This window comes from Bacillus cereus group sp. MG20, assembly GCF_040459885.1.
Taxonomy (GTDB): Bacteria; Bacillota; Bacilli; order Bacillales; family Bacillaceae_G; genus Bacillus_A; species Bacillus_A cereus.
This window is the reverse complement of the sequence record NZ_JARVHF010000001.1, coordinates 4,879,318-4,894,094: the sequence shown is the minus strand read 5'-3', so window position 1 is coordinate 4,894,094 and position 14,777 is coordinate 4,879,318. Positions and strand designations below refer to the sequence as shown.

Sequence of the window (14,777 nt, the reverse complement as noted above, 5' to 3'; positions counted from 1 at the left end):
GCATAAAAGCTGGTTAAAAGTCGAAATAATTTCTTTTTAATAGACGCGGTCTTCCCATTAATTCTTCATACGTTAGTTGTTTTGGTAAATCTTTCGTGTAAATTAAAAATAATTGATCTTCAATTTCTTTTACTGTATGGTCTGATTGATAGTCCATCCCGCACGAGGAACAAGAAATACATGGTGTCTTTTGGATTTCAATGGCTTTCGTACCATCTGGTAATTCCCAATATACAGTATTCAAGCTTTCTTTCGCTTCTGTACTGTCACACCACATACAATTCATACTGCATCACCCTCAGTTTTTTTGTCGTTTTCTTCTAATTTAGCCATTTGTGCTTGATATTTTTTATCTTTTAATTGATCACGTTTATCACGTTTATCTTTTAAAGATGCATGAGTATCATTATCTTCATAGTCTTTACGACGGTTCATACGCTGTAAGTCGTCTGGAACGAGGTTAAATTTCTTATCGCTCATAAGACCTGCGATACCAACATCTGAACGTTTTTCTTCGTAGTTCGGATAAATCTCTTTAAAGTATCCTTCCGCTCTTCCTGGAATATAGCTCTCTGGCTCTGGATACGTCGTAATAACACCTTCAAAGTTACGAAGTACAACTTTATCTGCACTTTGTGAGATTAAATAGTTTGGTTGAAGTGCAATTTTACCGCCTCCACCTGGCGCATCAACAACGAATGTCGGAACAGCATAACCAGATGTGTGTCCACGTAAACCTTCAATAATTTCAAGACCTTTAGATACTGGTGCACGGAAGTGACCGATACCTTCAGATAAATCACATTGATAAATGTAATATGGACGTACACGGATTTTTACTAAGTCATGCATAAGTTTTTTCATAATTGGAACGCTGTCGTTAATACCAGCTAAAATTACTGCTTGGTTTCCGACTGGAACACCAGCATTCGCTAACATTTCACATGCCTTTTTCGATTCTTCAGTAATTTCAATAGATGTATTGAAATGTGTATTTAACCATACTGGATGGTATTTTTTAATAATGTTACATAAATTTTCTGTAATACGTTGTGGGAATACTACTGGTGCTCTCGTTCCGATACGAATAATCTCAACATGCGGAATCTCTCGTAAATTTTTTAATACATATTCTAAAATTTTATCGTTAATTAGAAGTCCATCACCACCGGAGATTAATACATCTCGTACTTGTGGTGTTTCACTAATATAAGCAATCGCATCATCTAATTGTTTCTTCGGTACACCCATTCCAATTTGTCCACTAAAACGACGGCGTGTACAGTAACGACAATACATAGAACATTGATTTGTTACTAAGAATAGTACACGGTCCGGATAACGATGTGTTAGCCCTGGAACTGGTGAATCTTCATCTTCGTGAAGCGGATCTTCTAAATCATATTTTGTTTTATATAACTCTTCCGAAATCGGTACTGATTGCATCCGAATCGGACAGCGTGGATCATCAGGATTCATTAGCCAAGCATAGTACGGTGTAATGTTTAACGGGATCGTTTTCGTTGAAATTTTAACGCCCTCTTCTTCTTCAGGTGTTAAATTAATTACTTTTCTTAAGTCATCTAACGTTTTGATCGTATTCGTTAATTGCCAAACCCAATCATTCCATTGCTCTTCAGTAACATCTTTCCATAATTCGATATCCTTCCAGTGACGATTTGGTTTGTATACATCATGTAACATTGCTATTCCCCCTTTTTATACGCTCATCCTTTATATAAGCAATAGTTATGCCAACTTTACATTGTTGATAAGTAAATGTGCGGAGAATCCTATTACATAAGCGAAAAAATATTTTTAAGCGTTGTATGAAATCAATACTTAACATCATATTCATTACTTTTTATATATGTAAACGCTCTTTTATTCGTGCAAACACACAAAAACCGCCGATTATTCGGCGGTTTTGTCGTACTTGCTCAGTTTATATTGAAGCGTTTGACGAGGGATACCTAACATTTTTGCGGCTTGTAATATATTCCCTTCCGTTTCAATCAACGCTTGATCTATTAATTCTTTTTCTGTTTGATGAAGTGCTTCTCTAAGTGGCATTATACCCTTCTTCTTCGAAAAATTCTCTTTCCGAAATGTACGTGGTAAACAATTGGCTGTTAATGTATTCCCTTCTGCAATAATAACAGCATGTTCAATCGTATGTTTTAACTCTCGGACATTTCCAGGCCACTGATAAGCTTGCAGTCTATCTTTCGCTTCCTCATCAATTTGAAGTACACCTTTTTTATAACTTTTATTATATTCTTTCAAAAAATAAGATGCTAATAATAGTACATCCTCAGTTCTTTCACGAAGCGGTGGGATATATAATGAAAATACGTTTAAGCGATAATATAAATCAGTGCGAATTTTATTCTCTCGTAAACATATTTCTGGAGGCTGGTTCATTGCGGTAATAACACGAACATCTACTTTTCTCGTCTTATTATCACCAATTCTTCTAATGACTCCATCTTCTAACACTCGTAACATTTTTGCCTGCAAATCAAGAGGCATTGAATTCAGTTCATCTAAAAATAATGTACCACCATCAACAAGTTCAAATAGCCCAGCTCTTTCAATCGCTCCTGTATAGCTTCCTTTTGTCGTTCCAAACAATAAACTTTCTAATAGCGACTCTGGTAAAGCTGCACAGTTTTGTGCAATAAATGGCTTGTTTTTTCTTTTAGAAGCTTCATGAATTGCTTGTACGAACAGTTCTTTTCCTGTTCCTGTTTCACCATATATTAAAACATTTGCGTCTGTTGGTGCTACTTTTTGTGCTAACTCTTTCGTCTGTTTAAACCGCGTATCATTTGTCACTATCGTCTCAAATGCAGCATGCTTTTTAATCACTTTTTTTCTAGATGATCGCTTTATTTTCGACTGTAAGTCAACAATTGTGTCAGTAAGTTTTTGAATTGTAGAGTAATCCTTTGCAATTTCAACAGCCCCAGCAATATTCCCATCTATAAAAATAGGTAACGTCGTATTTACTGTACAAACATCTTCACCATTTAAATTTTGATAATGCTGTGCTTGATGTACGATAGGTTTTTTTGTATCTAGTACTTTCATCAATGTACTCGTTTCCCTTGATAAAGACGGGAACGCTTCTAACAGATGTTTCCCTAACACTTTTTCAATCTTCGATCCATCGTGTTTTGCAGCTACAGAATTGTAAAATATTGTAATTCCATTCTCATCTACAGCGTGTATAGCCTCATCAATACTGCCCAAAATCGCTTCAATGACTTCTTGTGTCGAAACTGCTAGCAATGTCATCCCCCCTCTTGCCGAAAATCCAGCAATTACATGCCGAATTTTAGGCACACCTATGTGCGATTGTAAGCATGACGATTCCGTTCTATAATTTTGACCAATTTTATTTTTTCATTAGATAACTCGAAACTCTAATTAGTACAGCTTTTCGAACACCCAGCTCCACCTAACTGTTTTGCTTTACAGCCGAATTTTGAGGCGGAAGTTTTACTGCTTTCGAATAGCTAGATAGATCTTTCACCCAAATATTCATATCTTCCAACTTATCGAAAATGTAGCAATTATTCGCCAGTCTTCCTGTATACGTATAACCTAATTGATGAAATGCAGCATTCATTCCGAAAGAAAGCGATCGAGCAATTGTATAGGAGCAGAAAATAGATCTTTCTCGAAGCTCTTCCTCTAATTTAATTAGTAAACTTTTCATAAATCCATGTTTACGATATTCAGGTAAAGTAGCACAATTCGTTAATTCTGCATTCCCTTCTTTTATATTCATTTCTGCAGATGCTGTACTAATAATTTTCCCCTCATATTCATATACGTAGTAAATTGTATCGTCTTCTTTCATCGTCTGTAATACATAACTCGCTTCATTTAAAGGTGTCGGATACACTTCAAATACTTTTCCGAATACAGTTGCTAATTCTTCTGCATCTTCTTCAGTCGCTTTTCTCAGCAAAAATTTCTCTGGAACTACTTTTTCTTTTATTTCTTTTCCTTTTACACCGCTTAATATAGTATCTTCCTCAGTCCAATGCATACTATTTCGTCTTTCATCATTATTATATTTCACAAAAAAGTATGCATCGTGTCCTTGAAAATAATGAGGTATCGTTGCTTCCAACAAAAAACCGAAAGAGAGCCATGTTGAAACATGCTCTCCCTTTCCTTTAATAATACATTTAGTGAAAGAATGTTCCTCTGCTAGTTCGTCAATTGTCTGTATAATACTTTCAACATTTCCTGTATAGTGATCTACCCGAATACGCTTATTAAAATAATCTAAAACGCCTTCTACTGTATAACAATTCGTCTGTTCTCTAAAAGATTCATAGTATTTCATTTTCTCACCTCACACCAATCTAGTAATGTACATGCAATAATTTTTGCGGCAGCTATCATTTTATCAACTTCTATATATTCGTTTGGATAGTGTGCTACTTTCGTCTCTCCTGGACCAAATACTATTGTTGGTACGTTTGCAATTTGTGTAAATAAACCTCCATCAGTCCCCCACGGAGATGCTTCAATAATTGGTTCGTTCCCTTCGATTTCAACAAAGTTGTGATGAAGTGTTGTAATGAGTTCATGATTCTCTTCTAATTCACCAGGAACCCATCTCGCTCCAAACCACTCTACTTCTACTGGATTTTCAACAAACCAATTGTCCACATCATTTAATTCAACAATCCAATTCTCAAACTCTTCTTTTGCCGCCTCTATAGTCTCATTCGGCGCAACACCGCATCTTCCTTCTAAAATTAATTCATCTGGAACAGAACTTGGCCAACTCCCTCCTTCAATTTTCCCAATGTTAATTGGAATTGGAATCGGAATCCCTTTAAATAACGGATCTGTAATTCGACTATTTCTTTTCTCCTCTAGCTTTCTTACATGTTCTATAACAAACATACTTTTTTCAATTGCACTAACCCCTTCATAACGTGTTCCACCGTGTGCAGCTTTCCCTTTTACACGTAAACGAAACCACATGGAACCTTGTTGTTTCGGGAAAAACTTCATATTAGTAGGCTCTGGAATAATGACACCATCTGCCTTATATCCTCGTAATATAGTTGCTAATGTCCCTGCTCCGCCACTTTCCTCTTCTATTACACTTTGAAAATAGATGTCTCCTTTTAATTCAATGCTAGATTCAATAATCGCTTCCATTGCAAGCATGAGTGCGACATTTCCACCTTTCATATCCGTCGTTCCACGGCCATATATACGATTTCCTATTTTCTCACCGCTATAAGGATGATGTTCCCACTGATTCACATCCCCTTCTGGAACTACATCAATATGCCCATTTAATATCATAGATTTCCCGTCGCCACTTCCTTTTAAAGTTGCTACAATATTTGGGCTATCTGAAAAACTTGTACGGGGTGATACAAAATAAGGATGATCTTTCATTTTAGAAAAAGAAGGCTCCCATATATCGAGGTCTAAACCTAATTCACGTAATTTTTCAATCACAATCGCCTGCGCACCGCTTTCATCACCAGATACGCTCTTTTCTTGAATTAATCGTTTTAAAAATTTCACACTTTCCTCTTCATGGCTCTCAATATAATCACAAACTTGCTTTTTTAATTGCTCCATATATTACATCTCCCTTCATTCAATTACTAGTAAGTTAGAACTAATTTGAAAATCAGCTTCTGTATGTCGTTTTATATCTTCTACTGTGTATGGGCTCATTAATTCTTGTAATATAAGTCCACTCGGAGTTACCTCCATGACCGCCATATCAGTAATAATTAAATCTACACATTTCTTTGAAGTTAATGGCAATGTACACTCTGAAATAATTTTTGCATTTCCGTACTTATCAACATGATTCATCACAACAACGACCCGCTTCGCTTTTTGTGCTAAATCCATTGCTCCACCAATACCTGGAACACGTTTTCCAGGTACAATCCAGTTTGCTAAATCACCGTTTTCACTTACTTGTAATGAACCAAGAATCGTTATGTCTAGCAAACCTTTTCGAATCATACCAAACGCTGTACAACTATCGAAATAACTCGCTCCTGTTATAAGAGAAGTTGGTAAACCTGCCGCGTTACACAAATTTTCGTCTTCATTCCCTTTACTTGGCGTTGGTCCCATACCGACGATTCCATTTTCCGCATGAAACATAACATTTATATCGTTAGGCAAATGATTTGGTACAAGCGATGGTATGCCAATACCTAAATTTACAATCATGCCATTTTGTATTTCTTTCGCCGCTCGCCTAGCAATCTTATCCCTCACTTCTACGCCCATACCCATTTCCAGTTCACTCCTTCCGATGGTACAATATAATTTACGAAAACACCTGGAACGACAATTTCCTCTGGATCTAAACTTCCAAGCGGGACTATTTCTTCTGCTTCTACAATTGTTATATCCCCAGCCATCGCTACGTGAGGATTCATATTTCGTGCACTTTTGTCAAATACAAGGTTCCCAAACGGATCTGCCTTTTTCGCATATACAATTGAAACTTCAGCAGTTAATGCTGTTTCAACTAAGTAGGTCTTACCATTCATTTCAACTGTTCGTTTTCCCTCTTCCACAATCGTATCAACACCAACATCAACTAAAACACCACCAAGACCAACGCCACCGGCGCGAATGCGCTCTGCTAATGTTCCCTGCGGAGAAAACTCAATTTGTAATCTTCCCTCGTTTAGTTGCCTTCCTGCATTTGGGTTGGAGCCAATATGAGAAGTAATTAGTGATTTAACTCTTTCATTTGTAACAAGACGACCGATACCTACATCAGGGAATCCAGTGTCATTTCCAATCAAATTTAAATTTGTAACGCCTTTTTCTAAAATTGCCTGTATTAAAGATGGAGGGGATCCAATCCCTCCAAATCCCCCAAACATTAATGTCATATCATCATGGAACAAAGAAATTACTTCCTCAATTTCTTTTAATTTACCGAATGTATTTGTAATAGTTGTCATGCGATACTATGCCCTCCTTTTTGCATCATCTCTTCCACACTTTTAGAGAAAATTGAAAGTAATTCATCTAACTCGGAATATGTAGTTGTCATTGGCGGTGCTACAAGCAGTGCACTATCTTCTTTTCCTGCTTGCCCTGAAACTGCTTGGTATAAAAGTAGGCCATTTTTAGCTGCAACTGAAATAAGCTCCGACGCTTTTGTAAACGGTTGCAATTCTACTCCGATTAGCAACCCTTTTCCGCGCACATCAGCAATGATTGTCGATTGTTGCTGAACTTTCTGTAAGCCTTTTATTAAATACTCTCCCTTTTCTGCTGTTTTTTCAGGGAGATTATGTTTCTCCATATATTCAATAACAGCTAAAGCCGTTGCTGCAGACAATGGATTGGCACTTAACGTATGACCGCTCATTACTGAACGTGACCCACGTAATATTGGTTCCATAACACGATCACTTACAACTGTCGCTGCCATCGGTGTATATCCCGCTCCTAACCCTTTACCAAGTGTCATGATATCCGGTTCTACACCCCAATGCTCCATTGCAAACCATGCTCCAGTACGACCAAGCCCAGTCATCACTTCATCCGCAATAAATAAAATATCGTAATGGTCGCAAATATCTTTAATGACTTTATAATAGTCTTTCGGCGGAACAACCGCACCTCCAGCTGCTCCGATAATCGGCTCAGCAATAAAAGCAGCAATATGCTCTGCACCAATTCTTTCAATTGATCTTTCTAGTTCAGTCGCACATGCCAGCTGACAAGTTGGATATACCTTTTGAACAGGGCATCTGAAACAATATGGAGCTGGTATAGTCGGATAATCTTCCAAAATAGATACGAAACGTTGTCTACGTAGTGGGTGACCAGACATCGATAACGCACCCATCGTAATACCGTGATAACTCATCCATCTTGATAATATTTTATGTTTCCCTTGAATACCTCGCTCTTGAAAATGCTGAATTGCAATTTTCATAGCTGTTTCATTTGCTTCCGTACCACTATTTACAAAGAAACTCCAGTTCAAATCTCCTATACTTAAATCACTTAACTTCTTTGCTAATTTTTCAGCTGGTTCACTCGTAAACTGTGATCTATAAACAAAAGCAATCTCCTCAGCTTGCTTTTTAATAACGTCTGCAATCTCCTTTACGCCATGCCCAATACCTGCCGTAATTGCTCCTGACGAACCATCAAAATATTTATTACCATTTTGATCATACAAATAAACACCTTTTCCATGTGAAATCATTGGATACGGCTGACCAACAAGTGGTTTAATTAAGTAATCGCGCATAGCGCTCCCCCATTTCTCCAATTTGTATATATATATGAAGAAAATTGACGTTTCTTTCATAAAAAAGAATCCTCTGCAAAAGCAGTGAATTTATCAAAAAACTATTATAAAATATACAAATGAGTGCTTAAAAATATTTATAAAACAGAAAATTCAGAACTCAAAGCGAAGACCAATCCTTTTCTATACGCCCAAATAACCCTCCCTTTTATATGAAATGACTACATCACCAAATGTTTTTATAGCATAATGCCAGCTGCCCTTAAATGCCGACATTCTGTACACTTCGACGGAACTCCCGTTAAACTCCTTCCTAATATCCTACTTTAAATTGCATATTTTAAAACAAATTTCGACACCCCACCTTACTAACCAATTCAGATTCATATTTAATATGTAAACTTTTCATTTTTAAACTATAAAAAAAGAACCGATTAACCACACTAATCAGTTCGTCATGACGCTCTCTTATGGGTTAATACTGTCAATTGCTAAAATAAATAGAAAAATCATGTTTACAAATTCATCCTACAGCCTATAAGACAAAACCTTTTCATAACTTCATTCACAATTACTATCGGGATATCCCTATCCCGAAGTGGCACCCCTTTCCTCAGATTCAAACTACCTTTCCTTTATAATTTATGTAGGACAATTATCACTTTGTATGTGTATTTGCCTATAATTAAAAAAAACTCTAGTTTTCTAGCGATTGCTGGACATGTACTCAATATGTTAATTGAAATGCAGTTTCAATTTGGCATTTATTTTACTTTCGTGCAGTCATATGTACTGCTTTACTCTGCCAAATACTCGTAAGCACCAGCAGCTCTTTATGACGACATATTAGTTGTCAATTTTTAATATTCCCTTTATAAAATTATTTTTTTCGCATAACCGCTTTCTTGCTTCGCATATAGTTTTAATGATGACAAAGGAGGAATGTTCATGTCTCAATCTGAAATTGAAAAATATGGACAAGAAGTTACGCAATACGAACAGCTCGCACGTTACTATCAGTTTCGTAATCCTAAAAAATATATAGAATTATATATGAAATATTGCGATGCACTTTCAAAACTTGTACAGGCGCATGAGAAAAGGGATTCACAAGAAGCTGCTTTACCGTCACATATAAGAATTTTTCATGCCGATCCAAATATATCAGCGGTTGATATTTTAGTAAACGGACAAAAGGTTATTAAAAGTATTTCATTTAAGCAATTCAGCCCTTATTTATCATTAGTGCAAGGTAAATACCGTATAGATATTGTCCCTGTCGGAAATGAAACTCCAATCTTTTCAGCATTGGTACCAATAATGGGAAATCATACTTATACTCTTGCTGCAATAAATAGTGATAATCACCTACAATTACAACCTATACTTGATAATACACATTTACCAGCTGGTCAAGCTAAAATACGCTTTGCACATTTCTCTCCAGATACCCCTGTTGTAAATGTAGATTTAAAAGATGGAGATCATTTATTTGAAAATGTACTCTTTAAACAAATAACAGATTTTTTACAAGTTAGCCCTGGTACAGCAGATATTGAAATTTCACTCGCAGATAATAAAAACGTTTTATTGACTATACCGAAATTCAATGTTGAACCAAATGTTATTTATACAATTTCAATAGTAGGTTATTCAACTAAAGATCCTAAATTAGAAGCCGTTATACTTACAAATTAAAACAGTCTACACCATTCATTTGGTGTAGACTGTTTATTTTTGAAATGCAATTTGAAATTCTGTCCAATCGTTATCTGATCGACACATAATGGATCCATTATGTTTTTCCACAATTTGTTTACATACAAATAATCCAATACCAGTTCCTAACTTTTTAGTAGTTACAAATGGTTCAAAAATCGTTTCTACATTTTCAGCTGGAATCATTGGTCCATTATTTTTTATCACAATTCGAATAGCTTGATCTTCTTCAAATACATCAATGATAATTTTTCGTTCTTCTTTCATTGATTCAAGAGCATCGATTGAATTCATTAATATGTTTAAAAATACTTGTCTCACTTCACTTCGATAACCAACAAGCGGAATTGGATACGGTAAATTCTTTTCAATCAAAACATTCGCATTGACCAAACTCGGATATAAGAATTGTATAATGTCTTGAAACAAGTCATTAAGCCAAAACCGTTCCGATTCATTCCACATTTCTTTTTTCGATACGAGTAAAAATTGCGAAATACGAAAATTTAATTGATCTAATTCATGCGAAATAATATCTAAATACGATAAACTCGGATGATCTGCCTTTAATAATTTGACAAACCCCATAATGGAAGTAAGCGGATTACGAAATTCATGTACAAAACTAGCTGACATTTGTCCTAAAATCGTCAGTCTTTCTTTATGTGTTTCGTTAATATATTGCTGTTTTTCCTCTAAATTCTTCGATATAATTTCCGAGTATTTTAAAACAGTATAATAAATTAATTTGTCAAAACAAGTATGTATTTTTGCCATAATTGGTTTCAATTCACGAGCGCTAACATCTAATTCACACATCGCTTCGAAAAGTTCATTTCTTCCCACGTTTGCGTTATAAACAAAATCTCCAATATTCGCATCTGCTCCAGCACGTTCAATAGCAATTTTCTCGCATAACGGTTGAAGATAATTTATATCTTTATCTTCCATAGTAAGTTCGATAATTAACTCTAGTAAATCCTCTCCATTTTGAACTACTTCTAGTTTAAATGGATCTTTTTCGGAAATTATCATTTTGTTTTTCCAGTTCTCTACGAATTGGTGCCTATTGTTTTTCAAGTGTGAACAAAATATTTCTTTAATATCCTTATCGATTGGAAAAACCTCCATTCCCTCCATTTCCATACGACGAATACCCTTTATATTTTGAATATTAACACAAAAAATACGATTCGTTAATAGATTTTTGTCACATTTTGTTAATTTCTGTTGATAAAATTATTTTTTCTTTCTTATTTAACTAATTGTATGCAAATTCCCTTTTTCCTTCACATATTTTCATTATTTCCGTAGTCAAAACGACTTTTTTTTGCATCATTTTTAATTCTTGCGTACAATAGAAAATGAAAGGTGTGAAAAATATGGTAAATAAAAATGTGGAAGATTATCTCCAAGAAGGCATTTACGGCCAAAAGCAAAACAAACCAGAAGAACGTAATATGTATTTAACTACATTACGTGAGCGTGTAGAAATCGCTTTAACGATCGGTCAAGTAATGCAAAGTAATGTATACTCTGAAGTGGCAGGTAGCATGCGCTCTTCTCAATCATTACAACTCCTCCTAAATGGTAGCATTGCTTACCCACATTTATCAAAATACATTAAATTAGCAAACGAAAAAAATGTTCCTTTTACAATTGTTCAAAATAAAGATACAGAAACACCAATCGGTTTAGTATTAACTCATGCTACTGCTGTAGATAAAGAACAAATTTATGTAGAAGATACTATTTTCAAACAAGAAATGAAGTAAAAGTTACACTTAATTAAATAGTTACTAAAAGCGTAAAAAAACGAGTATGGAATCGTAAACATTTGAAGTGACCCCTAAAAGTTAGACATGGTTATTTCATTAGGCAGCTTGATAAAAGTGAGTCCGGTATTGCACCGGGCTCATTTTTAATTTTGCCTTTATCCGTTTCGTATTATAATACTCTATATATTTTTCTAATTCTATTTTAAAATGTTCTACACTTTCAAACTCTTTTATGTAGAGGAATTCCGATTTCATGATCCCAAAGAAATTCTCCATTACTGCGTTGTCGTAACAGTTGCCTTTTCGAGACATACTCTGCACAATATCTCTTGATTCAAGTGTACGGACATATTGTTTCATTTGATAATGCCATCCTTGATCTGAATGCATCACTAGTTGGTGATGTTCAGGCAAATGTTCTAATGCTTTTTCTAACATCTCTGAAACAAGTGAATACACCGGTCTAGAGCCTATTGTATAGGTAATAATTTCACCATTATACAAGTCTAATACAGGTGATAAATAAAGTTTCTCTCCAAATAATTTAAACTCTGTGATGTCTGTTACCCATTTTTGATTCGGTGCATCTGCATGAAAATTGCGAGCTAAAATATTTGGTGCAATTTTACCGGATTTCCCCTTATAAGACTTATATTTTTTTATACGTACAACACACTTTAATCCAAGCTCTTTCATAATGCGCTGAACCTTCTTATGATTCACTTTCTGACCACGATTCGTTAACTCATCACGAATGCGACGGTAGCCATAACGACCTTCATTTTCCTCATAAATTGCTTTAATTTCAGCTTTCAAATCCGCATCTAAATCCGGACGATTCATTTTCTGTACTAAATCATAATACGTGCTTCGTGGAATATTAGCTAGCTCCACGAGTGCCTTCACCGAATATTTATGCCTTAATTCATAGACTACTTGCGCTTTATCTTGTTTCGTGATTTTTCCTTGTTTTGAACTAAGGCATTCAACTTTTTTAAGTACTCATTTTCCATTTCAAGCTGTTTAATACGTGCTTCAAGTGCTCCGACTGAAATTTCAACTGGTGCTTGTTTTGATTGTTTATTTGAATCTTTGTTCAGGGATGGACGCCCCTTTTTCTTTGATTGAAGGGCATCAATTCCTTATGCTTCGAGTTGTTTTTTCCAAACAATAATCGTTGAATGGGCAGGGATGTTAAAGATAGCTGCCGGTTCAAACAAGGACGTACCGTTTTCAATCATAAAATTTAGTACGTCTAGTTTAAATTGTTGGGTGTAATTTGTATACCGTTTTAGAAAAGCTTCCGCACCATTCTGCTTATATTGGTTTACCCAATTCAAAATTACGGTGTCTCTTATACCAATGACTTTACCTATTTCTCGATAACTTTCATTTCCGTTCAAATAACGTAGAACGATTTGTATTTTTTCATCAGCTGTAAATTTAGCCATAGAAAAACTGCACCTCCAATTGTTAGACTGTGTCTAACAATTGGGGTGCAGTTCACATTCCCTACTCGTTTTTTAGCGCAAATTTTAAGTTTTCTATTTTATTTTTTAATACATACTAATTTCATTTCTGTCATTTCTTCTATTGCATATTTAATTCCTTCGCGCCCCGTGCCACTTTCTTTCACACCACCATAAGGCATATGATCTACTCTGAACGTTGGAATATCATTAATCATGACACCACCAACCTCTAGCTCATCAATTGCACGCATTGCTTTAAATAAATTATTTGTAAATACTCCTGCCTGTAAGCCGTAACGCGAATTATTTACTTGCTCAATCGCTTCATCAAATTCTTTAAATGTATTTACTGTCATGAGTGGACCGAATACTTCTTGGCACTGCACAGATACATGATCTGGAACATTTGTTAATACAGTCGGTTCAAAAATTCTTGCATCCCGCTTCTTACCACCGCATAAAACAGTTGCTCCTTCCTTGATTGCTTCTTGAACCCACATATCAATTCGCTCTACATCTTTTTTTGAAATTAAAGCTGATACATCCGTTTCCTCAAGCAGTGGATCACCAACAACAACTGATTCCATCGCTTTCTGTAGCTTCGAGAGAAATTCATGCATTTTCGTTTCATGTACAAAAACACGTTGTACGGAAATACAAACTTGCCCATTATTAACAAATGCTCCCCATTTTACACGTTCAATTATTTCATCTGTTAACTCTACATCTTCATCAATAATAACAGCAGCATTTGAACCTAGTTCTAACGTAACTCGTTTTAGCCCAGCCTTTTGTTTTATTCCGATTCCAACTTTTGGACTTCCGGTAAAAGTAATAGAAGCAACGTAATCATTTTTGACGATTGCCTCACCAACCGTGGCGCCAGGGCCAGAAATGATATTTAAAGCTCCATTTGGCAATCCTGCCTCTTCAAATAACTCAACTAATGCATAAGATGATAATGGCGTTTGATCAGCTGGCTTTAATACAACTGTATTTCCAGCAGCAATTGCTGGTCCAACTTTATGCGCTACTAAATTTAACGGGAAATTAAATGGTGTAATAGCCCCTATAACCCCAATCGGCTTTCGGATTGTATATGCAATACGCCCATCCGCACCAGGTGCGGCGTCTAATGGCAATGTCTCACCATATATACGCTTCGCTTCTTCAGCTGCAAATTTGTACGTTTGAACAGTACGATCTACTTCTCCCCTTGCAGCACGTATTGGTTTTGCAGCTTCTTTTGCAATAATCTCTGCAAATTCTTCTCTTCTTTCATCCATTTTTTGTGCAACTTTCTCTAAAATAGTCGCACGATCATATGCAGATAATTTATTCATTTTTATCATTGCATTTTTTGCAGCAGTAACAGCCTCTTTTACATCTTCTTCCGTTCCTTGTGCAATTTCCGCTAATGTTTCTTCAGAATATGGTGCGTATAATGGTTTATACGTGTTTACAGATTTCCAATTTCCGTTTATATATAAATGCTTTTTCATACTTCTTCTC

12 protein-coding genes and 1 pseudogene are annotated in these 14,777 nt (G+C 35.6%); 2 read left to right on the top strand and 11 right to left on the bottom strand.

The annotated features are described in order from the left end of the window. Nucleotides 1–13: 13 nt before the first annotated feature. The 8 genes from QCI81_RS25170 to QCI81_RS25135 all read right to left on the bottom strand — a co-directional run bounded on the left by QCI81_RS25170 (nucleotide 14) and on the right by QCI81_RS25135 (nucleotide 8,296). Nucleotides 14–286, bottom strand: coding sequence for a YokU family protein (locus tag QCI81_RS25170; protein WP_000995766.1), 273 nt, complete (start codon nucleotides 284–286; stop codon nucleotides 14–16). Next, nucleotides 283–1,704, bottom strand: a complete 1,422-nt coding sequence (gene kamA / locus QCI81_RS25165; protein WP_000902145.1) for a lysine 2,3-aminomutase — start codon at nucleotides 1,702–1,704, stop codon at nucleotides 283–285. Before kamA ends, QCI81_RS25170 begins: the two co-directional genes overlap by 4 nt. A 210-nt stretch (nucleotides 1,705–1,914) precedes the next feature. Beyond that, entirely contained in the window at nucleotides 1,915–3,300 is a 1,386-nt protein-coding gene (rocR, locus tag QCI81_RS25160) for an arginine utilization transcriptional regulator RocR (protein WP_023521852.1), read from the bottom strand. A 163-nt stretch (nucleotides 3,301–3,463) separates the two neighbouring features. Then, nucleotides 3,464–4,363 carry a putative beta-lysine N-acetyltransferase gene (gene ablB, locus QCI81_RS25155; protein WP_000878589.1) on the bottom strand — a complete coding sequence of 300 codons (900 nt, stop codon included), beginning with the start codon at nucleotides 4,361–4,363 and terminating at the stop codon, nucleotides 3,464–3,466. Further along, nucleotides 4,360–5,628, bottom strand: a complete 1,269-nt coding sequence (locus tag QCI81_RS25150) for a peptidase (protein WP_000436692.1) — start codon at nucleotides 5,626–5,628, stop codon at nucleotides 4,360–4,362. Before QCI81_RS25150 ends, ablB begins: the two co-directional genes overlap by 4 nt. Nucleotides 5,629–5,643: 15 nt before the next feature. Further along, on the bottom strand, nucleotides 5,644–6,306 hold the full coding sequence (locus QCI81_RS25145; RefSeq protein WP_053564592.1) for a CoA transferase subunit B: 663 nt from the start codon (nucleotides 6,304–6,306) through the stop codon (nucleotides 5,644–5,646). Further along, nucleotides 6,291–6,989 carry an acetate CoA-transferase subunit alpha gene (gene atoD / locus QCI81_RS25140; protein ID WP_000208107.1) on the bottom strand — a complete coding sequence of 233 codons (699 nt, stop codon included), beginning with the start codon at nucleotides 6,987–6,989 and terminating at the stop codon, nucleotides 6,291–6,293. The genes QCI81_RS25145 and atoD overlap by 16 nt, the downstream gene beginning before the upstream one ends. Next, on the bottom strand, nucleotides 6,986–8,296 hold the full coding sequence (locus QCI81_RS25135) for an aspartate aminotransferase family protein (RefSeq protein ID WP_023521850.1): 1,311 nt from the start codon (nucleotides 8,294–8,296) through the stop codon (nucleotides 6,986–6,988). The genes atoD and QCI81_RS25135 overlap by 4 nt, the downstream gene beginning before the upstream one ends. Before the next feature lie 948 nt (nucleotides 8,297–9,244). Here QCI81_RS25135 and QCI81_RS25130 point away from each other — a divergent pair. Next, nucleotides 9,245–9,994 carry a DUF4397 domain-containing protein gene (locus tag QCI81_RS25130; RefSeq protein WP_000083276.1) on the top strand — a complete coding sequence of 250 codons (750 nt, stop codon included), beginning with the start codon at nucleotides 9,245–9,247 and terminating at the stop codon, nucleotides 9,992–9,994. Between the two features lie 33 nt (nucleotides 9,995–10,027). Here the strand turns inward: QCI81_RS25130 and QCI81_RS25125 are convergent, their stop codons facing one another. Beyond that, a complete protein-coding gene (locus QCI81_RS25125; RefSeq protein ID WP_000425086.1) occupies nucleotides 10,028–11,161 on the bottom strand; it encodes a BA2291 family sporulation histidine kinase in 1,134 nt (377 codons plus the stop codon). 236 nt (nucleotides 11,162–11,397) lie between these two features. Between QCI81_RS25125 and QCI81_RS25120 the strand changes: the two genes are divergently transcribed. After that, nucleotides 11,398–11,790, top strand: coding sequence for a YueI family protein (locus QCI81_RS25120; RefSeq protein WP_000247562.1), 393 nt, complete (start codon nucleotides 11,398–11,400; stop codon nucleotides 11,788–11,790). A 99-nt stretch (nucleotides 11,791–11,889) separates the two neighbouring features. On the opposite strand, the pseudogene QCI81_RS25115 reads toward QCI81_RS25120, so the two are convergent. Both QCI81_RS25115 and QCI81_RS25110 read right to left on the bottom strand, forming a co-directional pair. Continuing rightward, nucleotides 11,890–13,244, bottom strand: a pseudogene (locus tag QCI81_RS25115) (IS3 family transposase). 98 nt (nucleotides 13,245–13,342) lie between these two features. Further along, complete coding sequence (locus tag QCI81_RS25110) at nucleotides 13,343–14,767, bottom strand: aldehyde dehydrogenase family protein (RefSeq protein ID WP_071730117.1); 1,425 nt, start codon at nucleotides 14,765–14,767, stop codon at nucleotides 13,343–13,345. Nucleotides 14,768–14,777 lie beyond the last annotated feature (10 nt).

Coding starts and splice junctions, on each gene's coding strand:
- QCI81_RS25170 (WP_000995766.1), bottom strand. CDS start 286: ATGAATTGTATGTGGTGTGACAGTACAGAAGCGAAAGAAAGCTTGAAT.
- kamA (WP_000902145.1), bottom strand. CDS start 1,704: ATGTTACATGATGTATACAAACCAAATCGTCACTGGAAGGATATCGAA.
- rocR (WP_023521852.1), bottom strand. CDS start 3,300: ATGACATTGCTAGCAGTTTCGACACAAGAAGTCATTGAAGCGATTTTG.
- ablB (WP_000878589.1), bottom strand. CDS start 4,363: ATGAAATACTATGAATCTTTTAGAGAACAGACGAATTGTTATACAGTA.
- QCI81_RS25150 (WP_000436692.1), bottom strand. CDS start 5,628: ATGGAGCAATTAAAAAAGCAAGTTTGTGATTATATTGAGAGCCATGAA.
- QCI81_RS25145 (WP_053564592.1), bottom strand. CDS start 6,306: ATGGGTATGGGCGTAGAAGTGAGGGATAAGATTGCTAGGCGAGCGGCG.
- atoD (WP_000208107.1), bottom strand. CDS start 6,989: ATGACAACTATTACAAATACATTCGGTAAATTAAAAGAAATTGAGGAA.
- QCI81_RS25135 (WP_023521850.1), bottom strand. CDS start 8,296: ATGCGCGATTACTTAATTAAACCACTTGTTGGTCAGCCGTATCCAATG.
- QCI81_RS25130 (WP_000083276.1), top strand. CDS start 9,245: ATGTCTCAATCTGAAATTGAAAAATATGGACAAGAAGTTACGCAATAC.
- QCI81_RS25125 (WP_000425086.1), bottom strand. CDS start 11,161: ATGGAAATGGAGGGAATGGAGGTTTTTCCAATCGATAAGGATATTAAA.
- QCI81_RS25120 (WP_000247562.1), top strand. CDS start 11,398: ATGGTAAATAAAAATGTGGAAGATTATCTCCAAGAAGGCATTTACGGC.
- QCI81_RS25110 (WP_071730117.1), bottom strand. CDS start 14,767: ATGAAAAAGCATTTATATATAAACGGAAATTGGAAATCTGTAAACACG.